The following is a 20,950-nucleotide window of genomic DNA, read 5'->3' as shown; positions in this document are numbered from 1 at the left end:
GCCATCCGGCTAGCCCAGGTAGGCGGCGCGGACGGTGAGGTCGGCGCGGATCTCGGCCGGGGTGCCGGAGGCGATGACCCTGCCGAGGTCGAGGACGACCAGGCGGTCGCAGACGCCCATGACGAAGCTCATGTCATGCTCGACCAGCAGCACCGTCGTGTCCAGGCCGGCGATGATCTCCGCGAGGCGTGCGGTCTGCCCGGCGTCCAGGCCGGAGGTGGGCTCGTCGAGCAGGAGCAGGGACGGCCGGTCGGCCAGGGCGCGCGCCAGCTCGACCAGGCGGCGCCGCCCGACGGGCAGCGACGCCGCGTAGGCGTCGCGCAGCCCGGCCAGCCCGCACAGCTCCAGCACCTCCTCCACCCGTTCCCGCCGCCGTCGCTCCTGGGCGCGCCGGGCGGGCAGCCCGGCCAGGTCGGCCGGCAGGCCGCCGCCCCCGCCGCGCCACTCCATGGCCGCGAGCACATTGTCGGCCACGGTCAGGCGGCCGAACACCTGGGTGCGCTGGAACGTGCGCCGGATCCCGGCCCGTGCCCGCCGCACCGCCGAGACGGCGGTGACGTCACGGCCGTCGACGCGCACGGTGCCGCCGCCCGGCCGGCGCAGCCCGGAGACGACGTCGAACAGCGTCGTCTTGCCCGCGCCGTTCGGGCCGATGACCCCGCACACCTGCCCGGCGGGCACCTCGAACGACACCTCGCGCAGCGCCCTGACCCCGCCGAACGACACCGACACGCCCTCGACAGCGATCATGAGACCCCCAGGTAGGCGGCGGTGAGGCGATCCGGGTCGACCTCCGCGCGCGGGCCGGTCCAGGTGATGCGGCCGAGCCGCATGAACGCCACCCGGTCGGCGACGCGCAACGTCTCGGCCGCCTTCTCCTCGACCAGCAGCAGCGCCACCCCCCGGTCCCGCAGCTCGGCGAACAGCGCGAAGATCTGCTCGACGACGAGCGGGGCCAAGCCCAGCGACGGCTCGTCGGCGACCAGCACCCTCGGCGGGCGGACCAGGGCCGGGGCGATGGTCAGCAGTTGCTGCTCGCCGCCGGACAGTGCGCCGGCCGCGACCGTCCGGCGCGCCGCGAGCTGCGGCAGCCGGTCGTACACGGGGGCGGGGTCGGTGAGCCAGGTCCGCAGGTTCTCCTCCACGGTCAGCCCGGGGAACACGCCCCGGCCCTCGGGGGCCAGCAGCACGCCCTGCCTGGCCCTGCGGTGGGCGGGCCAGGCGGTGACGTCGACGCCGCCGAGGCGGACCCGCCCGGCCGTGACCGGCAGGTCGCCCGCGGCGACGGCGCAGGCCGTGGACTTGCCGGCGCCGTTGGCGCCCAGCAGCGCCACCACCTCCCCCGGCCACACGACCAGGTCCACCCCGCGCAGGACGGTCACCTCGCCGTACCCGGCCACGACGGACTCCAGCGCGAACACCGGCGCCTCCACGTGACCGGTCGCTTTCGGCGCGGGCGCATCGCCGGGACTCCGGACGGACGCGGGCACCTTGCCGGGACTCCGGACGGACGTGGGCGCATCGCTGGGACTCCGGACGGACGCGGGCGCCTCGCCGGGGCTCCGGACGGACGCGGGCGCCTCGCCGGGACTCCGCACGACCGTCGGCCGGGGCCGGGGCGCACGCTCGCCGGGGGGCTGCTCGCCGCCGGGCCGTTCGCCGCCGGGCGTGTGGCGCCGTGCCAGGGCGGCGCGGGCGCGGTGGCGGAGGTCGGCGAGCTGGGCGAGGACGCCGTCCGGGTGCTTGGCGAGGATCACGCCGCCCGTGCCGAAGAGGATCGCCCCCACATGCGCTGATATATCGAGACTCGACAGGATCTCCGGGACGGCCGCCGCCACGATCCCCGCGATCACCGCGCCGCCGATCCGGCGTACCCCCTGGAGCACCACCACCGCGAGCCAGACGAAGCCCGCGAAGGCGGGCAGGTCGGTAGCGGTGATCGAGCCCTTGAAGGTGGCGAACAGCACGCCGCCCAGCCCGGCGATCATCGACGCCAGCGCGAACAGCAGGATCTTCGTCCTCGGGGCCGAGATGCCGGAGGTGGTCGCGGCGGCGGGCGCGGACCGCACCGCGAGGATCGCCCGGCCGGACGCCGACCGTTCGAGGTTGCGGACCAGCAGCCCGATCACGCCGATGAGGGCCAGCAGCAGCACCACCCGCACGCGCGGGTCGGTGGTGTCGGCGAAGCCGAACCCGAGCGCGGGCAGCGGCCACCCGATCGTGCCGTTGCTGAACGCGTCGATCTGGAACAGCACCTGGTCCGCCAGCAGCGCGAGGGCCAGGGTGGCCAGGGTCAGCACGCGCCCGCCGAGCCGGAGGGCGGGCAGCGCGACCAGGACCCCGGCCGCCGTCGCCGCGAGCACCCCAGCCAAAATCGCCGCCACCAGCGGCAACCCCGAGGAGAACGCCCACCCGCAGGTCAGCGCGGCCATCGCCGCGAACGACGCCTGCGCCAGGTTGACCATCCCGCCGATCCCGGTGACCACGACGAACGAGCAGAAGATCAGCGCCAGGACCAGCCCCTGGGCGGCGATCCCGGCGTAGTAGCCGTCGGCCAGAAAGGTCCAGGCCAGCAGCGCGACCGTGGCCGCCACCCAGGGGGCGCGGCGACGCCACGCGGGCCGGGCGGCGAGATGGTCGGGTGGCGGGGCGTCCTCGGAGGCGGAGCCCGCCACCCGCTCCCGCGAGCGGTTCAGCAGCACGAGCCCCGCGAACAGCAGCAGCACGGGCACCGCCGTGCGCAGGCCGGTGACGTTCTCCGCGAAGTCGGCGTACCCGGCGACCAGGTTCTGCACCACGCCGAGCCCGAGTCCCGCCGCGAACGTCACCGGGATCGAGGTCAGCCGCCCGAACACCGCCGCGGTCGCCGACACGAACAGCATCACCGTGAACGCCGTCGCGTCCAGGCCCAGGGTCGGGACGGCGAGCACGCCGGCCAGCCCGGCCAGCGTGGAACCGAGCATCCAGGCCAGCGCCGAGGAGGCGTCCGCGTCGATGCCGCGCAGGGTGGCGAGCCGCCGCCGGTCCACCGAGGCCCGCATGCGCAGCCCGTACACGGTGTGCCGCAGGAACGCCCACAGCCCGGCGGCGGCGAGCGCGGCGAGGCAGAAGGTCATGATCTGGGCGGAGTCGAGCCCGACGCCGCCGATCTCGACGGTGACCGGCGGGTACGGCCCGAGGCCGCGCGGCAGGGCGGTGGCGTCGGCGGCGGCCAGCAGGCCGCCGGACAGCTCGATCACCCACAGGCCGAGGGCGGGCAGCGCGATCGTCAGGCCGATGGTGCCGACGATCTGGGCCGTCTCACCCGCCTGGGCCAGCCCGCGGAACATCGCCCTGTGCAGGGCGTACCCGAGCCCGGGGGCGAAGACCGCGACCGCCGCCACCGCCGCCGCCCAGGTGGGCCAGCCGAAGGCGGCGGTGAGCTCGTAGTAGACCAGGGCGGTCAGGAAGCCGACGGCCCCGTGGGCGAAGTTGAACACGCCGGTCGCCGCGTACGACAGGGTGAGGCCCGACGCCATCACCGCGAAGACGGCGCCGGTGACCAGGCCGCTGAGGACGTAGCCGAGAAGCTCCGACATGGGATCCCCCTGGTGGCGCGGAGAGCTTCCGGGACGGCCCGGTGGTGGACGGCACTGTGGCGGGCGGCACTGTGGCGGGCGGCACTGTAGTCGGCGGCACTGTGGTCACTTCAGTGGCACGTTGTCGAAGCACTTCATGTTCTCGGCCACCTGGAAGGCGCCGCCGACGAGCTTGACCAGGGCGCCGCAGCCGTTCGGCTCGGTGTGGTCCTTGGGGTACTCGATGCGGCCGAAACCGGGGTTCTCGTAGGTGAACCCGGAGTTGGCGGTCCGCAGGAAGCTCTCCCTGGTCAGGTCCTTTCCGGTCTTCTCGAGCACCTTCAGGAAGATGTCGGCCGACCAGTAGCCGATGGCCAGGTGCTGGGTGAGCGTGGTGCCGGGGGCGACCTTCTCGACGTCGGCCCTGAGCCGGGCCACCTCGGGCGCGGTGGACTCGAAGGGCTCGAACATCGGCGCCGCGACCACGCCCTCCAGCGCCTGCGCGGTGGCGGGGTCCTTGAGGATCGCCGCGTCGTAGCTGGTCGCGTCGGTCAGTATCCCCTTGTATCCGGCCTTCTTCAGCGCCGAGTACAGGCCGGTGTTGAACTTGGTGCCGGCGATGATGGACACCACGACGTCCGGCGCCGCGCCCCCGTCCGACCGCATGATCTTGTTCACGTACGGCAGCCAGTCGGGGGGCGGCGCGGCGGCGGGCAGGCCGGAGTTGACGCCGACCAGCTTGAAGCCGGCGGCCTGGAAGGACTGGGAGATCGTGGTGCCGCCGTACTTGCTGCCGCTGGAGTCGGTGGTCTGCACGTAGACGGTCTTGCCCTGGGCGCCGCCGGCCAGGTCGGCGAGCTGGTTGCCCCACCAGGTCTGCGAGCCGGCGCCGGGCTTGGGCGCCAGGCAGCCGTTGTAGCCGAAGCCGGTGGTGGTGCCGCACCACTGCGGGCCGGTCGCCCAGCCGAACCAGGGCACCTTGGCGCCCTCCAGGAAGACCGCGCCGCCGAAGTTGGGCGCGTGCACGGGCACGACGGCGAAGACCTGGTCCTTCTGGACGAGCTTCTTGGCGGCGGCGTCGCCCTTGGCCGCGTCCTGGTTGTCGTCCTCGGCGCCGACGAACTCGATGGTGCGGCCGTTGACGCCGCCCTCGGCGTTCGCGCGCTCGAAGCGGGCCCTGGCCCCGATCTCGGCGTCCTTGGTGGAGTATCCGCTGGCACTGGTCTTGGTGAGCACGCCGCCGACCTTGATCGTGGTGGCGGTGACGCCGTCAGAGCCCGCCGCGCCGGACGCGCCGCCGCCCGCCTTCTGCTCGGCCGCGCAGCCGACCAGCGCCGCGACCACCACCAGCCCCATGAGCGCCTGCCGTCGCATCTCACTCCTTCGCGCCGCGTACCCGCGCGGGCGGCCGGGCGATTTGGCCTAGCGCTCGCTTGGTTGCCCGCAGAGTAGGTTCACCTCGGGACACTGTCAATGGACGCGCGCCCGCCTGGCTTGCCCAAGCAACTGCTTGCTTTGATCCGGAGCCCTCGCTAGCGTTCTGGACGGACCCGTGGGAGATCCCGGGGAACGCAGGGACGGAGCCCGGCCGATGTTGATGCGCGCAGCCGTACTGACCGAGTTCAAGGCCGCCATGGAGGTCATGGAGGTCGAGATCGCCGACCCCGGCCCCGGCGAGGTACGCGTCAAGATCGCCGCCTCCGGCGTGTGCGGCTCCGACATCAAGGCCCTCGACGGCAAGAGCCCCGTCGTCCGGCGGACGCCCTTCGTCCTCGGCCACGAGAGCGCCGGGGTGGTGGAGAGCACCGGCGCCGGCGTGACCGCCGTCGCCCCGGGCGACCACGTGATCATCGGGATGAACGGGCCCTGCGGCCGGTGCCGCAACTGCGGCGCGGGCCGCTTCCACCTGTGCGGCGGCGCGGCGCGGATGGCCGCCATCATGGGCACGATGGGCGACGGCACCACCCGCGTGACCGTCGCGGGCACCCCCGCCCGGACGATGATCGGCATCGGCTCGTTCGCCGAGTACGCCGTGGTCGGCGAGGCCATGTGCGTCAAGATCGACAAGACCGCCCCGATGGACCTCATGTGCCTGCTCGCCTGCGCGGTCGTCACCGGCGTGGGCGCCGTCCTCAACGTCGCCGACGTGCGCCCCGGGTCCAGCGTCCTGGTGGTCGGCTGCGGCGGCGTCGGCCTCAACGTGATCCAGGGGGCCGTACTCGCCGGTGCCACGACGATCCTCGCGGCGGACGTCGCCGAGTCCAAGCTGCGGCTCGCCGAGCGGTTCGGCGCCACCCACGCGCTCACCCCGCGGGACCTGGCCGCGCAGGTCGGCGAGATCGTCCCCGGCGGCGCCGACTACGCCTTCGACGTGACCGGCGTGGCGGGCGTCCTCGGCACCGCGTTCGCGGCCACCCGCCCAGGCGGCACCACCGTCATGGTCGGCAGCCCGCCCGCCGGCAGCTCCCTGACGGTCGAGGCGTCCCTGCTGTTCGCCTCCCGCCGCCTGATGGGCACCCAGGGCGGCGACGCCGCCCCCCTGCGCGACCTGCCGATGCTGGCCGGACAGTACCTCCGCGGCCGCCTCGACCTCGCCGGCCTCGTCAGCGAACGCGTCCCCCTCGACCACATCAACAAAGCCATAGAACACGCCCGCCAGGGCACCGTCGCCCGCAGCGTCATCACCTTCGACTGACCCGTGGGCCGACGGGCCAGAACAGGTTGAGAGATGATGCCGGCTCGCCCGGCGACCCGGCATCGCGTCATCGGCGATAGTCCCGCGAGTCAACCGTTGGTTCACAGGGCATTACGCTGCGTACGCGAAGCCGAAGGCATTACGGTGCAGAGGCGAAGGCGTATTTCGTCCGGGCCTGAACGACCGCGAGGCATGTCTCGACGGTCCGCTCGACCCGGGAAAAGCCGTGCCCCGGGCGGCATGCGAAGCAGAGGCGGACCCGGGGCTTACGTGCTCAGTATACCCAAGGTAGCCGCCCGCCAACGGCCGATGTCGAAGGGATGCCGCATGGTCCCGGGACCACCCGAATGGTTCGGCCGGACATTCTCCACACCTCGGTTCGAGCCGTACTTACGGGCCTCGAGCGGGGACGCCACCAGCGCATGGCGCCTGTACCGCTGGAACATCGAGGTCTCGGAAGCCTTCTACGGCCCGCTGCACTGCCTGGAGATCGGTCTTCGGAACGCCGAGCACGACCGGCTCCGCTCACGGTACGGCCGGGCCGACTGGTGGACGGTGGCGCCGCTGCGGCAGCACGATTCATGCAAGATCACGAAGGCCCTGGAGGATCTGCGGCGCAAGGGTGTACGCGCGCCCAGCGCGGACGACGTGGTGGCCGCGACGACGTTCGGGCTCTGGGTGTCGCTTCTCAGCCGTGCGTACGACCGGCATTTCTGGGTCCCGACACTGCATCGTGCGTTTCCCCACTATTCGGGTGGGCGCGAGCCCCTGCGCGACAACCTTCAATCCATGGTGTTGCTCCGTAACCGGATCATGCACCATGAACCCATCCATCACCGGCATCTCTCCGCAGATCACGCCAAGATCCATCGGCTACTGGGCTATCTGCAACCACCGGTCTCGACGTGGCTGAAGGGGTTCGACCGCGTACCCGGCATCCTCGCCAGGCGACCGGTGAAGGCACGCGGTGACGAAAGCGCCTGACGGCCACAGTCCCCGTCAGGAGGTCAGGCCGAGGAGGCGGGCGGCGTTGTGTTTGAGGATTTTGGGGCGGACCTCGTCCTTGATGGGGAGTTTCTCGAAGTCGGCCAGCCAGCGGTCCGGTGAGATGAGGGGGTAGTCCGAGCCGAACAGGACCTTGTCCTTGAGCAGGGTGTTCGCGTACTGCACGAGCTGCGGCGGGAAGTACTTCGGGGACCAGCCGGACAGGTCGATGTGGACCAGGGGCTTGTGCGTGGCGACCGCCAGGGCCTCGTCCTGCCAGGGGAACGACGGGTGGGCCAGGATGATCGGCAGGCCCGGGAAGTCCACGGCGACGTCGTCCACGCGCATCGGGTTGGAGTACTTCAGCCGTACTCCCCCGCCGCCGGGCACCCCCGCGCCGAGACCGGTCTGGCCGGTATGGAACAGCGCCGGGACCTGGAGCTCCTCCAGCGCCTCGTACAGGCCGTACGCCATCCGGTCGTCGGGGTAGAACGCCTGAAGGTTGGGGTGGAACTTGAACCCCCGCACCCCGTACTCCTCGACCAGGCGGCGCGCCTGCCGCACAGCCGCCTTGCCCTTCCACGGGTCGACCCCGGCGAAGGGGATCAGCACGTCGGCGTTGTCCGCGCACGCTTGGGCGATCTCGTCGTTCGGCACGGGAGGGTGGCCGGTCGCGGTCTCGGCGTCGACGGTGAACACGACGGCGGCCATGTTCCGCTCACGGTAGTAGGCGGCCATCTCCGGGACGGTCGGCCGGCCGTGCCCCGCCAGCTTGAAGTACTCGTCGGCGCCACGCTTGAGCGGGCCGGAGAGCGACTCGCCGCCGTGTTCTGAGACCTCGGCGTGGGTGTGGACGTCGATCGCGACGAGGGACTCCACGTCCATCACCGGACGCCCCGGCGAGGGGCCCGATCCCTGATTCGGCATGGCGCTCCTTGACGGCCGGGATGATCTCGCCCCAACCTAGGCCAGAGTATGACGGCTGTCACCGTCCTGCCCGGCCGGGCCGGCCGTGTCGGGGACGGTGTCCATGAGCCGGGCGGCGATCGCGCGGGCCTCGTCCCGGAACCGTTCGTGCAGGGTGTGGCACACCCGCTGGGCCCGCCCGGCCGGCCAGCCGCGCGGCAGGTAGCGCACCGGGAGCCGGGGGTCGGTGCGGATGATCCGCAGCCATTCGGTGAGCATCACCAGGGAGCGCGCCAGGTGGTCGGGCGCCTCCGGCATCGGGTCGGCCCGGTCCCACCGGTCGAGGAAGTCGCGGTACCGCCCGCCGAGGCCGTCGAGGTCGTAGGCGTCCCTGATGACGCGCTCCATGTCGGTGGGCTCGCGGGGCTCGGCCGAGAACACCTTCACGTTGGCGTCGGGGCCGAGGTCCAGGTCGCGGACCACCGCCTCCACGTCCACCTCCGCCGGGGAGATCCACAGCCCGTTCTGCAGCGGCCCGAACCCCGCCCAGATCAGCCGCGACCGCAGCTCGTGGCGCTGCCGCTGCCAGGACTCCGGCAGCGAGAACCCGATGAGCGTCCACCGGTCGCCGGGGACGTCGTTGACGACGCCGGTGTGCCAGATGCGCCGCCGGCCGTCCTTGAGTATCTCCACCGTCCGCAGCGTGAGCCCGAAGTACACCCGGCGGCCGTGCCGCTGCCGCCGCAGCAGGCCCCGGGCGACCATGCGGCTCAGCGTCGACCGGGTCGCCTCCTCCGACACCCCCACCCGGGCGAACACCTCGATGAAGCTCCCGGAGAAGACGCAGAGCGGGTGTCCGTAAACGTGGTCGCCGAGGAAGGTGAACATCACCGACTGGGACCGCAGACCCGGTCCCGGGAGGCTTTCCTGAACCTGTGCCGCCACGCCGTCCCTCTCGTCGATGATGTTGGGCATTCTATTGACAGCCGTAAGTGACGTGCCTAAATTCAGGGCGATCGGGGATTTTGATCACGCCGTCATTCCCTGCGCGGTGGCCGTACCAGCGCCTGATGGAGGCATGCGCGGGCCTGTTGCCGCGACATGAGCTTCAGGAGGCACACGTGCGCAAGCTCGTCCCAGTGATCGCCTGTCTCACCCTGGCCGTGACCGCGTGCGGCGGTGGCGGAGGGTCCGGCGGAGACGGATCCACCGGCCCCGGCCCCATCAGGGTCGGCCTCATCATCTCCCTGACCGGCAACTACACCCCTCTCGGCAGCGAGGACAAGAAGGCCGTCGAGCTCGCCGTCGAACAGGTCAACGCCCAGGGCGGGCTGCTCGGACGCAAGGTGGAGCTCGTCCAGCGGGACGACAAGACCGCGCCCGACCAGGGGATCGTGGCCTTCAACCAGATCAAGGGCCAGATCGACGCGCTCATCGGCCCGGTGTTCTCCAACTCCGCGCTCGCCATCGAACCGCTCGCGCAGCGCGAGAAGATCCCCTACCTCTCGCTCGCGCCCGCCCAGGAGCAGGTGGAGCCGATCAAGTCGTACATCTTCGTCACCCCGGCGCTCACCAGCATGTACGCCGAGCGGTACCTGCAGTACATGCAGGCGGAGAAGATCACGAAGATCGCGGTCGCGCACGACACCAAGAGCGCCTACTCGGTGGCCGGCCACAAGGCGATGATCTCCCTGGCCACGAAGTACGGCGTGACCGTCGTCGCCGACGAGCCGTACGAGACCACGAACTCCGACTTCAGCGCGATCTTCACCCACGTCCGCGACAGCGACGCGCAGGCCCTGGTCTTCTGGGGCTCGGGCGCGCCCGGCGTCACGGCCGGCAAGCAGTACGCCGCGTCCGGGCTGAAGGTGCCGCTGTTCCTGACCGGGTCGCAGGCCAGCAAGCTGTGGCTGGAGCCGATGGGCGCCGCCGCCGAGGGCATGACGGTGCAGAGCGCGATCGGCGTCGTCGGCGACCAGCTCCCGGCCGGCAAGCAGAAGCAGGTCATCGACCAGATGGCCGTGCCGTTCCAGCAGAAGTACGGCTACCCGCCGCCGCAGTTCGCCCAGGACGGTTACAGCGCCGCCCTGCTGCTGTTCGAGGCGATCAGGAAGGCCGGCGGCAGCGGCAGGGACCAGGTGCGGCAGGCGCTGGAGACCATGGACCTGGTCACCCCCAACGGCCGGTTCCGCTACTCCGCGACCGACCACTCCGGGCTGAAGCCGGAGTACATCTCGATCAACACCGTGAAGGACGGGCGGTTCGTCGTGACGGACTGGGCCAAGAAGCAGCTCACCACGACCGTCTCCACCGAGTAGGACACCCTGCCACGTGCTCAGTGTTCAGGAGGTCTCGCGCTCGTTCGGGGGCGTCTACGCCGTCCGCGATGTCAGCCTCGACATCGCCGACGGCGAGGTCCGCGGCGTCATCGGGCCGAACGGCGCCGGGAAGTCGACGCTGTTCCACCTCATCACCGGCCACCTGGCCACCGACCGGGGCGCCATCTCCCTGCGGTCCGCGAACGTGGACCGCCTCCCGCCGCATCGGCGCGCGGCGCTCGGGATGTCGATCGTCTTCCAGGGCGCGCGGGTGTTCCGCGGCATGACGGTCAGGGAGAACGTCATGGTCGGCGCGCACAGCCGTACGCGCGCCGGGTTCGTGTCCGCCGCCCTGCGGCTCCCCCGGCACCGGCGTGACGAGCGGGAGATCGCGCGCCGCGCCGACGAGGCGCTCGCGCGGGTGGGCCTCACCGCGTGGGCCGACCGGCAGGCGGGCCTGCTGCCGCTCGGGCAGCAGCGGTCCATGCAGGTCGCCAGGGCCCTGTGCGCCGAACCGCGTCTGCTGCTGCTGGACGAGCCCGCGTCGGGGCTGCGGGCCGGCGAGCGCGAGGCGCTGGCGGTGCTCATCGAGGAGCTGCGGGCCGCCGGGCTGACCATCATGCTCATCGAGCACGACGTCGCCTTCGTCACCCGGCTGGCGGACCGGATCACCGTTCTCGACCTCGGCCGGGTCATCGCCGAGGGCACCCCCGGCGAGATCCGCGCCGACCCCCTCGTCGTGTCGGCCTACCTCGGGGAGCCGGAATGACCGGGCCACCCACGGACGGCGGCACCGAACCGGCCCAGGGCGGCGGCCCGGCCGAGGCCGCGCGGAGTGGCGGGACGATCGAGGTCGCCGGGCTCGTCGTCACCTACGGCTCGGCGACCGCGCTCGACCACGTCACGCTGTCGGTGCGGGCCGGGGAGATGGTCGCGCTGCTCGGGCCCAACGGGGCGGGCAAGTCGACCCTGGCGAACACGCTGTCCGGCATCGTCACCCCGGCGTCGGGCACCGCGCGCACCGGCGGCAGGCTGGCGCACATCCCCGAAGGGCGGCAGCTGTTCCCCGACCTCAGCGTGGAGGACAACCTCGTCCTCGGCGGCTGGCGGTCGCGCGCACGCGACCCGTCGTCGGTGTACGACCTCCTGCCCAGGCTGGCCGAACTGCGGCGCCGGCGGGCCGGGGTGCTGTCGGGGGGCGAGCAGCAGATGGTGGCCTTCGGGCGGGCGCTGATGTCGCGGCCCGACGTGCTGGTCGTGGACGAGCTGTCGCTCGGGCTCGCCCCCATGGTCACCCGCGACCTCGCCGCCCACCTGGTGGCGCTCAACCGGGAGCGCGGGCTGACCGTGCTGCTCATCGAGCAGAACGCCCGGCTGGCGTTCGGGGTGTGCGAGCGGGCGTACGTCCTGGAGGCGGGACGGGTGGTCGCGGAGGGGCCGTGCGCCGAGCTGGCCGCGAACCCCCAGGTCGCGCGCGCCTACCTCGGCGGCCCGATCGAGGAGGCCACGCCGTGACCCCGCGGCGAGGAGGTGGCGCGTGCGCGAGTTCCTGACCTATCTCGTCAACGGCCTCGCGGTCGGCTGCGGGTTCGCGCTGATCGCCAGCGGCCTGGTCGCCGTCCACCGCGTGACCGGCGTGGTGAACTTCGCCCAGGGCATGTTCGCCGTCGTGGCGGGGCTGAGCGCGTCCTGGCTGCTCGGCGTCGGCCTGCCGCACGGCGTGAGCGAGGTCGCCGCCGTCCTGATCGCCACGATGACCGGCCTGCTCACCGGCCTGATCGCGATCGGGAGGCGGGGCACCACGCCGCAGTCGTCCCTGATCGTCACCCTGGGCGCCGGCGTGCTGGCGTACGCGGTGGAGATCTTCGTCTGGGGGGACCAGCCGAGGTCCTTCCCCGGCCTGCCGGGGTCGCTCACCGTCGCCGGGGTCGGCGTCCAGCGGCAGCACCTGCTCGTCATCGCGGCCACCGCCGTCACCTTCGTCCTGCTCAGCGCGTTCTTCGGCCGCACCTACCTCGGCAAGGCGCTCAGCGCCTGCGCCTCCAACCCGTACGCGGCCCGGGTCGTCGGCATCGACGTCACCACGATGGGGCTGCTGGCCTTCGCCATCGGCGGCCTGCTCGGCGGGGTGGCCGGGGTGCTGGTCACCCCGCTGCGGCCCATCTCGTTCGACTCCGACGTCACGCTCATCGTCAACGGCTTCGCCGCCGCCGTCTTCGGCGCGCTCACCCGGCCGGTCCTCGCCCTGTCGGGCGCGCTGCTGCTCGGGGTCGCCGAGTCGCTGGCGGCGGGGTACGGGTACGCGGCCTACCAGACGGAGATCGCCCTCGGCCTGATGCTCGTCATCATGGTCGTCCAGTCCACCCGGCGCGCGACCGTCCTGGAGGAGAGCACATGACCCGCCTCCGGCCCACCCTCCGCACCGCCGTCCCGGAGGAAAGCACATGACCCGCCTGACGCCCGTCGCTCCGGTCAGGGAGGCGGCCGGGGCGCGGCCGGGGTCCCGGATACGGCGGGTGCTGCCCGGGGGCGTCGTCGCGGCCGTCACGCTGGCCCTGCCCGCGTTCCTGGACGACAGCGCACTGACGGTGTACATCTTCCTCGGCCTCGCCGCGATGGTGACGGTCGGCGTCTCGCTGCTCATGGGGTACGCCGGGCAGGTGTCGCTCGGCCAGGGCGCCTTCTACGCCGTGGGCGGCTACACGGCCGGGATCCTCGCCGTGCGCGGCGGCCCCCCGCTGGCCGGGCTGCTGGCCGCGCCGGTCGTCGCGGCGGCGTTCGCGGTGGTGGTCGGCGTCCCCCTGCTCCGCCTGCGCGGGCACCACCTGGCGTTCGCGACGATCGCCACCCAGCTGATCCTTCTGTCGCTGGCGGGCCAGCTGGAGTTCACCGGCGGGGACATCGGCCTCCAGGGCATCCCGAGGCTCGGCGCCGGGCCGTACGAGCTGGGCGACGCCTCCGGGTACGCGTACCTGACGTGGGCCGGGGTGGCGCTGGTCATGCTGGTGACGCGGAACGTCATCGTCTCCCGGCCCGGCCGCGCGCTGCGTGCCCTGGCCACCAGCGAGACGGCGGCGGCGTCCTCGGGGGTCCCGGTCGGCCGGTACAAGCTCGTGGTGTTCGCCCTGTCCGCCGCGTTCGCCGGGCTGGCCGGGGGGATCTACGCGTTCTACGTCGGGTACGTCGCCCCGAGCTCCTTCCCAGTGCTGCTGTCCATCGAGTACATCGTCATGGCCGTGGTCGGCGGGCTCGGCACCGTCTGGGGCGCGGTGGTGGGCGCCGCCGCGATCACCCTGCTCGTCCAGGGGCTGAACGTCATCGGGACGGCGCCGGGGATGCCGAGCTACGCGCCGAGCGTGCTGTCGTACGCGGTGTACGCGGTGGTGCTCATCGTGGTCGTCCTCTTCCTGCCCGGCGGCCTGCTCCCGGCCGTGACCGCCCGCCTCAGGCGCGAACGCTGAGACGGGCGGACGCGTGGTCAGGGGCGGCCCGAGGTCACCAGCCGCCGGCCGGGGTCCGGCGCGGGCGGCCGGACCTCGTCATCGTCGTCGGCGTGGTCGGCGATGGACAGGTTGGGCAGGATCTTGTCGAGCCACGGCGGGCACCACCAGTTGAGCCGGCCGAGCAGCGCCATCGTGGCCGGGACGAGCAGCCCCCGGATGATGGTGGCGTCCACGGCGACGGCGACCGCGAGGCCCACGCCGAACACCTTCACCAGCGGGTCGGGGTAGGCGACGAACGCGACGAACACCACCACCATGATCAGCGCGGCGGAGGTGATGACCCGGCCGGTCGCGCCCAGCCCCTCGGCGACCGCCCGCCGGTTGTCCCCCGACCGCAGGTACGCCTGGCGGACCGAGGTCAGCAGGAACACCTCGTAGTCCATGGACAGCCCGAACAGCACGGCGAACAGAATGAGCGGGACGTAGAAGTCGATCGGCACGGTGAAGAACAGCGTCGTCAGAGACGATCCGTCCATCGGCACGGGCGGGTCCATCCCGACCAGGCCGCTGCCGAGCCCGTAGGAGAACACGATCGACAGCGCGCCGAACGCGGCGCCGAGCGAGATGAGGTTCATCAGCGCCGCCTTGATCGCGACCACCGGCGCGCGGAAGGCGAGCAGCAGGAGCAGGGCGCTGAGCAGCACGACGACGGCGATGACGGCCGGGGTGCGCTCGGCGATGCGGTCGCCCACGTCCGCCGTGCCCGCGACCTCCCCGCCGACGTGCACCTGCGCGCCGGGGACCCGCAGGTCGCGTACGGCGTGCACGAGGTCGACGGCCCGGGGGTCGCTCGGGGCGTACTCGGGCACGACCTGGAACAGCACCGACATACCGGACGTGTTGACCTTCGCCGGGGCGACGTACGCGACGCCCGGAACGTAGGTCAGCCGGTCCTTCAGCTCCTTGACGGCCCGGGAGGGCGGTTCGCCGGTCCCGGCCTTCTCGTCCAGCTCGGCGACGACGATCAGCGGGCCGTTGACCCCCGGCCCGAACCCGGTCTGCATCAGCTCGTACGCCCGCCGGGCGGTCGACCCCTTGTCGGCGTACCCGTCGTCGACCGTGCCGAGCCGGAGCCCGAGGGCCGGGGCGGCGAGGGCGCCGAGCGCGAGCGCGGCCACCAGGAGCACCCGCCACGGGCGCCCGGCGACCCAGCGGCCGAGCCGGGTCCAGCCGCTCGGGGTGCCGTGCGCCCCGGTGCCGCGCGCGCCGGCGAACGGCAGGCGCAGCGCGTTGACGCGGTGGCCGAGGATGCCGAGCAGCGCGGGCACGAGCGTGAGGGAGGTCAGCACGGCGCACACCACCGAGATGCCGGTCGTCCAGCCGAGCGTGCGCAGCATCGGGAACCCGGCGAGCACCAGCGCGCTGAGCGCGATGACGACGGTGCCGCCCGCGAACAGGACGGCCCCGCCCGCGCCGGCCGTCGTCCGGCGCACGGCGTCGTGCACGGGGACGCCGTCGGCCAGGAGCTTGCGGTACCGCGACAGCAGGAACAGCGCGTAGTCGATGCCCACGCCGAGCCCGATCATGGACGCCATGACCGACGCGTCCTTGGGCACGTCGGTGAGATGACCCAGCAGGCCGATCACGGCGAGCCCGACGCCGATGCTGATCAGCGCGGTGAAGACGGGCACCAGCGCGGCGACGAGCGTCCCGAACGCGAACAGCAGCACCAGCAGCGCGCAGGCGACGCCGATGATCTCGCTGGGCCCGGTCTTGATGTCCTTGTCGGCGGGGGTCGCGTTGTCGGCGGGGACGGCCTCGATGCCGGCCCGCCGCGCGGGCTCCGCCGCCTCGGAGATCCGCTGGGAGGTCTCCGCTAGTTTGCCCGGATCCTGGCCGGAGAGGCGTACGGTTATGACGCCGATCACCAAGTTGGAGGAGATGCCGCCCACCCGGTACGGCGTGTCCACCTGCACGACGTGCGGAACCTGGCGCACCATGGCCAGGGCGTCCTCCACCGCGTGCTTGCGGCCGGCTTCGAGCAGCGACCCGTCCTTGGAGTAGAGGACGATCTGCACGGTGCCGCCGGAGCCGTAACCAGGGCCGAAGCCGTCGCGCATCAGGTCGTGCGCGCGCTGGGCGTCCGTGCCCGGAATGGAGACGTCACTGCTGACGGGACGCCCGAAGACCAGCGTTCCCGCCGTGAGCGCGCCCGCGAGAATGATCCACACCGCGAGCACGACGCGGCCGTGCCGCGCGCACCACCCACCCAGTCGACCCAGCCAGCTAGCCATTGGTGACCGTCCCAGACACTATTGAGGAATTGGAAACACTTCCGGAACATCCGTTCTGTACGCCCGTGCAGGACGCTCGTTAAGAGTGTAGGCGCGAATATCCTCAAACGCTCGACCGCGCTGAGAAGTGAGACGATGACCACATTCGACCAAGGCAACGACACCCGGAGCCGGATTCTCGCCGCCGCCCGGCAGCTCTTCGCCGAACGCGGATACGCCGGCACCTCCCTCGCCGACATCGCGAGCCAGGTCGGCCTCACCAAGACGGCCGTCGCCTACCACTTCCACCCGAAGGACAAACTGGCCGCGGAACTCATCGCCCCTGCGGCCGATGACCTCATCCGGTTGCTCGGCGGCGACTTCGGGACCGGCACCCGCGTGTTCGTCGAGCCGCTCGCGGACTTCATGGTGCGCCACCGCGCCGTGATCGGGCTCCTCATGGACGACATCGGCGGAGCCGACAGCGCGCCGCCGGGGTCCCCCGGGGAGACCATCCGGGCGTTCCGCGACGAGATCCACGCCAAGCTCGCCGGGCCCGCGCCCAGCGACGAGGACCGGATACGGGCGTGGGCGGTCATGGGCGCCCTGCAGCTCGCCGTGGTCAAGACCATGGCCCTACCGCAGGAGACCGTGTGGCGAATGCTCGTCGCCCTGGCCCTCGCGATCCACGACTCGGCCACGCCCTCCGAAACCCTGGCCCTACCCCCCGAATCAGGGCGTGCGCGGGACTCGGCGATACGCGAAGCGGGGCGCGCGCAAGATTCGGCGATACGCGAAAAGGGGCGGGCGCAAGATTCGGCCGCGCCCCGCGAACCGCGACGCGCCCAGGATCCGGCCGTGTTCCGCGAAACGGGGCGTGAAAGGTGAACCTCCCCCCTGACCGCCCCGACGGTGACACCCCGGCCCCCTCCGGCGGGTTACCCGGCGCCCCCCCGGCACAGAATCTCCCGCACCCCCCGGCCCTGCCCTCCCCTCCCCCCCCGAGCCCTCACCCCACCGAGGCCGCGGACCGATCCGATCCGCTCGCCGCGACGGACCGGCCGGGGTTGCTGCGCCGGTTCGAGTCCGCGCTCACGCGACCGCCCGTGACGCTGCTGGTGCACGGCGAAGCCGGGATCGGCAAGACGCACCTGCTGGCCGAGACCGAGGCCCTGGCCAGGTCGATGGGGTACCGCGTGCTGCACGGCCAGGCGCGGGACTTCGGCAGCGGCCTCGCGTTCGCCTCGCTCGCCGACGCGCTGGGCCCGCTGCACGCCGACCCGGCCGCGCGGGAACCCCTCAAGGAACTCCTGGACGCGATCGACCAGGCCGCCCTCGGGATCATGGGCGCCGCCCCCGCCGTACGCACGGCCAACCTGCTCGAAGGGCTGCCGGGCCGCACGTTCCTCGCCATCGACGACCTGCACCTGGCCGACGCCGACACGCTCGGCGTCCTTTCCTACCTCCCCCGCCGCGTACGGGGACTCGTCGTCGCCGGCACCGCGCGGCGGCTGCCCGCGATGGACGCCGACATGGTCGTCCGGCTCAGCCCGCTGTCGCTCGACGAGGTGACCGCCCTGGTGACCGGCCTGCTCGGCCGCACCCCGAGCGAGCCGATCCTGCGCCGCGTCCACGACGAGAGCCGGGGCAACCCCTGGTTCGTCCGCGAGGCGGTGCTCACCCTGGTGCAGGGCGGCGCCGTCCAGTCCGCCTACCCCGGCCCGCGCCGCGGCGCCATCCTCACCCGGCTGTTCCAGCGCGACAAAGGCGGACGTACCCTCGCCAGAGTTCTCGCCGCGCTGCGCCGCACCCGCCCCGCCGGCATGGCCGACCTCGAAGCGCTGGCCGAGGTCGCCGGGCTCGACGCCGGGGAGGCCGAGCGCGCGTTCGACGGCCTCGTCAGGGACGGCCTCGTCGTCGCGACCGGCGACGGCGCCTACGAGTTCGCCCACCCCCTGGTCGCCGAGGCCCTGTACGCCGACCTCGGGCCCGCCGAACGGCGCCGGGTCCACACCCGCATCGCCGAACTGCTCCAGCGGCAGGGCCTCAGCGGGACCCGCCGGGTCCTGGAATGGGCCACCCACCTCGCCGAAGGCGGCACGAGCGCCGAGGCGCTGCCCGCCATGCTCCGCGCCGCCGAGCTGACCCGCTGGACCGCGCCCCTGTCGGCCGGCCACTGGTACGGCAGGGCCGCCGAACTCGCCCCCGACGGGGAACGCGGCGTGCTGCTGTCCAGGCAGGCGCTGTCGTACTGGAAGGGCTCACGCCCGGTCGACGCGCTGAGCGCCGGGCAGGCGGCCCTCGCCGTCCTCACCCCGGGGCGCCGGCACACCCGCACCGCCCAGACGATGGTCAACGCCGCGCACTCCATGGGGCAGTACGAGGTCGCGGTGTCCATCGCCGCCGAGCAGCTCCCGGCCGCCGACGACCCGACCGCCCTGCTCGCCCAGCAGGCCGTGGTCAGCACCCAGCTCGGCCGCGACTCGGACGACATGGTGCGCGGCGCCTGGCAGGCGCTCCCCGACTGCCCGCCCGAAGACCTGGTGATCGCCCTCAGCGCCCTCGCCGGCGTCGCGATCATCAAGGGGCGATGGGAGGAGACCGAACGCGCTCTCGACACCCTGCTGTCGGCGTCGGCGGCCCTGCCACCCGCCGGGCGCCTCGCCGCGCTGGAGTCGTCGGCGCACATCCTGGCCAGCGGCGGCCTGCGCACCCGCACGCTCGACCTGCTCACCCAGGCCGAACAGATCTACCGGGGACTCGGCTGGCACAACATCGCCGGCCAGCACGTCCGCACCATGGCGGTCGTGCGCCGGCTCGGCGGCGAATGGGACCACGCCCTGCGCGACATCCGGTCCGACGCGGTCACGCTCACCGACGCCGGGTTGTGGGAGAACGTGGCGCTGCTGCGCAACATCGAGCTGGACATCCTGCTCGACCAGGGACGCTACTCCGAGGCCGAACCCCTGCTCGCCGACCCGCCGCCCAACTGCGTCCTCCAGCTCTCGCTGCGCGCCATGTTCAAGGCCAAGCGCGCGCTCGGCCTGGGCGACCGGGCGACGGCCACCCGCCTGCTGGACGAGGCCCTCGACGGCGGCCCGCCCGACGTGGTCCACCGCGTGCTGGCGCTCCGCGTCGCCATGCACAGCTTCGCCGGGGAGATGGACATGGCCAGGAAGGTGGCCGACGAACTATCCGAGATCGTGCGAACGGGCACGCCGAAGGCCCGCATCACCTCCGAACTCGCGACCGCGGGGGCCTTCCAGGACGCCGAGCGGGCCGAGGCGGTACTGGAATCCGCCAGGGCCGACGGCCTGAAGTTCGAGGAGGCCCGGGCCCGCCTCATCCTCGGCGCACTCGGCGACGGCGCCCAGCTCGTACGGGCGCACGGCATCTTCACCGACCTCGGCGCGGCACCCTGGCGCGAACGAGCGGCCCGCCACCTGAAAACCGCCGGCCTCGCCGCCGCCCCCGCGGCGGCGCTCACCCCGGTCGAACGACGCGTGATCGAACTGGTCGCGGGCGGCCTCTCCAACCCCCAGATCGCCGACGAACTGCATTACAGCCGCAAGACCGTCGAGGTCTACCTCACCCGCGTCTACGCCAAAACCGGCCTCCGCTCCCGCGTGGAACTAGCCCTCGCCTACGAACGCGGCGAAGTCTGACCCCTGCCAGCGGCGCGCGTTCAAGCCCACAAACTCGGTTCGCAAGGAGAGTCCCCCCACCCGGCACCCACTTGGGTGGTCAAGCAGTTGATGCCCACCCAAAAACACACCCCCCGACCGGAAGCACCTAAGCTCCGGCCTAGAGAGTTTAATGGCGGAGGTTACGGCGGGTTGGGGTCCAGCCCGGTCTTGGCGAGAAGCCGCTGATCAGCGCAGGCCGGTACTGCATGCGTTTCAGCCGGTTCTTGACCAGGTCAGCGAGTTGGTCAAGGGTTCGGGTGGTGAGGTTGGCCAGAGACTTCTTCATATGCGCCCAGACCGCCTCGACCGGGTTGAACTCCAGCGCATAAGGCGGCAGCTGGTAGACCCTCAGCCACGGGCGGGCGGCGATCAACTGCCTCATCCGCGCCGAGACCTGGGTGTTGAGGTTGTCCACCGCCACCACCACCGGTGCGCCGAGGTGCTGATGAGCGCCATCGAACAAGGCCGCATAGTCAGCGGAGCCGAAGCCTTTCGGCTCGCCCTTGCGGCCGCGATAAGTACGGGTGCGGTAGATCAGCCGGGGCCGCTGCCCGGGTTTGACCGCCACCAAGGCGGCGATGGAGACACGGCCGCCGCCTTTGGCCCCCCAGGTACGGCCTTTCGGCGATCTCAGGGTCTGGCCCGCCTCATCCTCGAAGCAGAGCCAAGCCCCCAACTCCGCGACGGTCCTTTAATGACCGGCCACTGCTCGGCCTTCCAGGCGGCAATGGCACTCTCATCACGTTCGGTCGCCCGCCGGGCCGGGGCCTGCCAGGACCAACCGGCCCAGCGCAGCAGATACCAGACCCCAGCCGGGGTATAGCTGAACCCGAACCGGAGCCGGATCACCTCAGCGATCCGGCCCAGCGTCCAGCACTGGTCCTACCACCCATAAGTGGCCGGCCCGGCTTCCAACTCCGCCCACGCTTTGCATCTCGGCGAGACCCGCCAGATGATCAATTGGTGTCCCCCGAAATACCGTCAACGTTGATTGAGGAACAACATGTCCTTGATCTTCAGATCCAGACTAAAGCCATATAAGAGACAAAAGGGCGAGCCTATGCGGAACTAGCGGACACGCTACACTG

The 20,950-nt window shown here is 72.2% G+C and carries 17 protein-coding genes and 1 pseudogene; 9 read left to right on the top strand and 9 right to left on the bottom strand.

The features are described from left to right. Window positions 1–9: 9 nt before the first annotated feature. The 4 genes and pseudogenes from NYZ98_RS41495 to NYZ98_RS07380 all read right to left on the bottom strand — a co-directional run bounded on the left by NYZ98_RS41495 (window position 10) and on the right by NYZ98_RS07380 (window position 4,931). Window positions 10–120, bottom strand: coding sequence for an ABC transporter ATP-binding protein C-terminal domain-containing protein (locus tag NYZ98_RS41495; protein ID WP_407696419.1), 111 nt, complete (start codon window positions 118–120; stop codon window positions 10–12). Window positions 121–225: 105 nt separating this feature from the next. Then, window positions 226–750 (bottom strand): annotated as a pseudogene (locus NYZ98_RS07390) (ATP-binding cassette domain-containing protein); the annotation flags it as partial. Continuing rightward, window positions 747–3,578: an ABC transporter permease subunit gene (locus NYZ98_RS07385; RefSeq protein ID WP_262841794.1), complete on the bottom strand. Its 2,832-nt coding sequence runs from the start codon at window positions 3,576–3,578 to the stop codon at window positions 747–749. The pseudogene NYZ98_RS07390 and the gene NYZ98_RS07385, both read right to left, overlap by 4 nt. 105 nt (window positions 3,579–3,683) lie before the next feature. After that, window positions 3,684–4,931, bottom strand: a complete 1,248-nt coding sequence (locus NYZ98_RS07380; RefSeq protein ID WP_262841793.1) for an ABC transporter substrate-binding protein — start codon at window positions 4,929–4,931, stop codon at window positions 3,684–3,686. Window positions 4,932–5,148: 217 nt separating this feature from the next. Here NYZ98_RS07380 and NYZ98_RS07375 point away from each other — a divergent pair, with 217 nt between their 5' ends. Beyond that, window positions 5,149–6,252 carry an alcohol dehydrogenase catalytic domain-containing protein gene (locus NYZ98_RS07375; RefSeq protein ID WP_262841792.1) on the top strand — a complete coding sequence of 368 codons (1,104 nt, stop codon included), beginning with the start codon at window positions 5,149–5,151 and terminating at the stop codon, window positions 6,250–6,252. 327 nt (window positions 6,253–6,579) lie between these two features. After that, window positions 6,580–7,236, top strand: a complete 657-nt coding sequence (locus NYZ98_RS07370) for a hypothetical protein (protein ID WP_262841791.1) — start codon at window positions 6,580–6,582, stop codon at window positions 7,234–7,236. A gap of 15 nt (window positions 7,237–7,251) precedes the next feature. On the opposite strand, the gene NYZ98_RS07365 is transcribed toward NYZ98_RS07370, so the two are convergent. Then, the gene (locus NYZ98_RS07365; RefSeq protein ID WP_316249539.1) at window positions 7,252–8,163 is read right to left on the bottom strand and encodes an amidohydrolase family protein; all 912 of its coding nucleotides are present in this window, start codon (window positions 8,161–8,163) and stop codon (window positions 7,252–7,254) included. A gap of 36 nt (window positions 8,164–8,199) precedes the next feature. After that, a complete protein-coding gene (locus NYZ98_RS07360) occupies window positions 8,200–9,117 on the bottom strand; it encodes a PaaX family transcriptional regulator (RefSeq protein ID WP_262841790.1) in 918 nt (305 codons plus the stop codon). A 146-nt stretch (window positions 9,118–9,263) separates the two neighbouring features. Here NYZ98_RS07360 and NYZ98_RS07355 point away from each other — a divergent pair, with 146 nt between their 5' ends. From NYZ98_RS07355 to NYZ98_RS07335, 5 genes are read left to right on the top strand one after another with little or no spacing between them, the layout of a single operon-like run. Further along, window positions 9,264–10,460, top strand: a complete 1,197-nt coding sequence (locus NYZ98_RS07355; RefSeq protein ID WP_262841789.1) for an ABC transporter substrate-binding protein — start codon at window positions 9,264–9,266, stop codon at window positions 10,458–10,460. 13 nt (window positions 10,461–10,473) lie between these two features. Further along, complete coding sequence (locus NYZ98_RS07350) at window positions 10,474–11,229, top strand: ABC transporter ATP-binding protein (protein ID WP_262841788.1); 756 nt, start codon at window positions 10,474–10,476, stop codon at window positions 11,227–11,229. Beyond that, window positions 11,226–11,975, top strand: coding sequence for an ABC transporter ATP-binding protein (locus NYZ98_RS07345; protein WP_262841787.1), 750 nt, complete (start codon window positions 11,226–11,228; stop codon window positions 11,973–11,975). Before NYZ98_RS07350 ends, NYZ98_RS07345 begins: the two co-directional genes overlap by 4 nt. A 22-nt stretch (window positions 11,976–11,997) precedes the next feature. Next, on the top strand, window positions 11,998–12,858 hold the full coding sequence (locus NYZ98_RS07340; protein WP_262841786.1) for a branched-chain amino acid ABC transporter permease: 861 nt from the start codon (window positions 11,998–12,000) through the stop codon (window positions 12,856–12,858). Between the two features lie 46 nt (window positions 12,859–12,904). Beyond that, window positions 12,905–13,921 carry a branched-chain amino acid ABC transporter permease gene (locus NYZ98_RS07335; RefSeq protein WP_262841785.1) on the top strand — a complete coding sequence of 339 codons (1,017 nt, stop codon included), beginning with the start codon at window positions 12,905–12,907 and terminating at the stop codon, window positions 13,919–13,921. Window positions 13,922–13,938: 17 nt separating this feature from the next. Here the strand turns inward: NYZ98_RS07335 and NYZ98_RS07330 are convergent, their stop codons facing one another. Next, entirely contained in the window at window positions 13,939–16,197 is a 2,259-nt protein-coding gene (locus tag NYZ98_RS07330) for an MMPL family transporter (protein ID WP_262841784.1), read from the bottom strand. Between the two features lie 135 nt (window positions 16,198–16,332). On the opposite strand from NYZ98_RS07330, the gene NYZ98_RS07325 reads away from it, so the two are divergent. Further along, complete coding sequence (locus NYZ98_RS07325) at window positions 16,333–17,064, top strand: TetR/AcrR family transcriptional regulator (RefSeq protein WP_262841783.1); 732 nt, start codon at window positions 16,333–16,335, stop codon at window positions 17,062–17,064. After that, complete coding sequence (locus NYZ98_RS07320) at window positions 17,061–19,841, top strand: LuxR C-terminal-related transcriptional regulator (RefSeq protein ID WP_262841782.1); 2,781 nt, start codon at window positions 17,061–17,063, stop codon at window positions 19,839–19,841. Before NYZ98_RS07325 ends, NYZ98_RS07320 begins: the two co-directional genes overlap by 4 nt. Before the next feature lie 148 nt (window positions 19,842–19,989). On the opposite strand, the gene NYZ98_RS07315 is transcribed toward NYZ98_RS07320, so the two are convergent. Together NYZ98_RS07315 and NYZ98_RS41490 are read right to left on the bottom strand one after the other, a co-directional pair. Continuing rightward, window positions 19,990–20,538, bottom strand: a complete 549-nt coding sequence (locus NYZ98_RS07315; protein ID WP_262841781.1) for a transposase — start codon at window positions 20,536–20,538, stop codon at window positions 19,990–19,992. Further along, complete coding sequence (locus tag NYZ98_RS41490; RefSeq protein ID WP_456115247.1) at window positions 20,493–20,711, bottom strand: helix-turn-helix domain-containing protein; 219 nt, start codon at window positions 20,709–20,711, stop codon at window positions 20,493–20,495. The genes NYZ98_RS07315 and NYZ98_RS41490 overlap by 46 nt, the downstream gene beginning before the upstream one ends. Between the last annotated feature and the right edge of the window lie 239 nt (window positions 20,712–20,950).

The sequence above is a fragment of the Sphaerisporangium corydalis genome (genome assembly GCF_025506355.1).
In the GTDB taxonomy this organism is placed as follows: domain Bacteria; phylum Actinomycetota; class Actinomycetes; order Streptosporangiales; family Streptosporangiaceae; genus Sphaerisporangium; species Sphaerisporangium corydalis.
This window is presented reverse-complemented; position numbering and strand designations above follow the sequence as displayed.

Coding starts and splice junctions, on each gene's coding strand:
- NYZ98_RS07330 (WP_262841784.1), bottom strand. CDS start 16,197: ATGGCTAGCTGGCTGGGTCGACTGGGTGGGTGGTGCGCGCGGCACGGC.
- NYZ98_RS07370 (WP_262841791.1), top strand. CDS start 6,580: ATGGTCCCGGGACCACCCGAATGGTTCGGCCGGACATTCTCCACACCT.
- NYZ98_RS07385 (WP_262841794.1), bottom strand. CDS start 3,578: ATGTCGGAGCTTCTCGGCTACGTCCTCAGCGGCCTGGTCACCGGCGCC.
- NYZ98_RS41495 (WP_407696419.1), bottom strand. CDS start 120: ATGGGCGTCTGCGACCGCCTGGTCGTCCTCGACCTCGGCAGGGTCATC.
- NYZ98_RS07375 (WP_262841792.1), top strand. CDS start 5,149: ATGTTGATGCGCGCAGCCGTACTGACCGAGTTCAAGGCCGCCATGGAG.
- NYZ98_RS07325 (WP_262841783.1), top strand. CDS start 16,333: ATGACCACATTCGACCAAGGCAACGACACCCGGAGCCGGATTCTCGCC.
- NYZ98_RS07335 (WP_262841785.1), top strand. CDS start 12,905: ATGACCCGCCTGACGCCCGTCGCTCCGGTCAGGGAGGCGGCCGGGGCG.
- NYZ98_RS07380 (WP_262841793.1), bottom strand. CDS start 4,931: ATGCGACGGCAGGCGCTCATGGGGCTGGTGGTGGTCGCGGCGCTGGTC.
- NYZ98_RS07360 (WP_262841790.1), bottom strand. CDS start 9,117: ATGCCCAACATCATCGACGAGAGGGACGGCGTGGCGGCACAGGTTCAG.
- NYZ98_RS07365 (WP_316249539.1), bottom strand. CDS start 8,163: ATGCCGAATCAGGGATCGGGCCCCTCGCCGGGGCGTCCGGTGATGGAC.
- NYZ98_RS07345 (WP_262841787.1), top strand. CDS start 11,226: ATGACCGGGCCACCCACGGACGGCGGCACCGAACCGGCCCAGGGCGGC.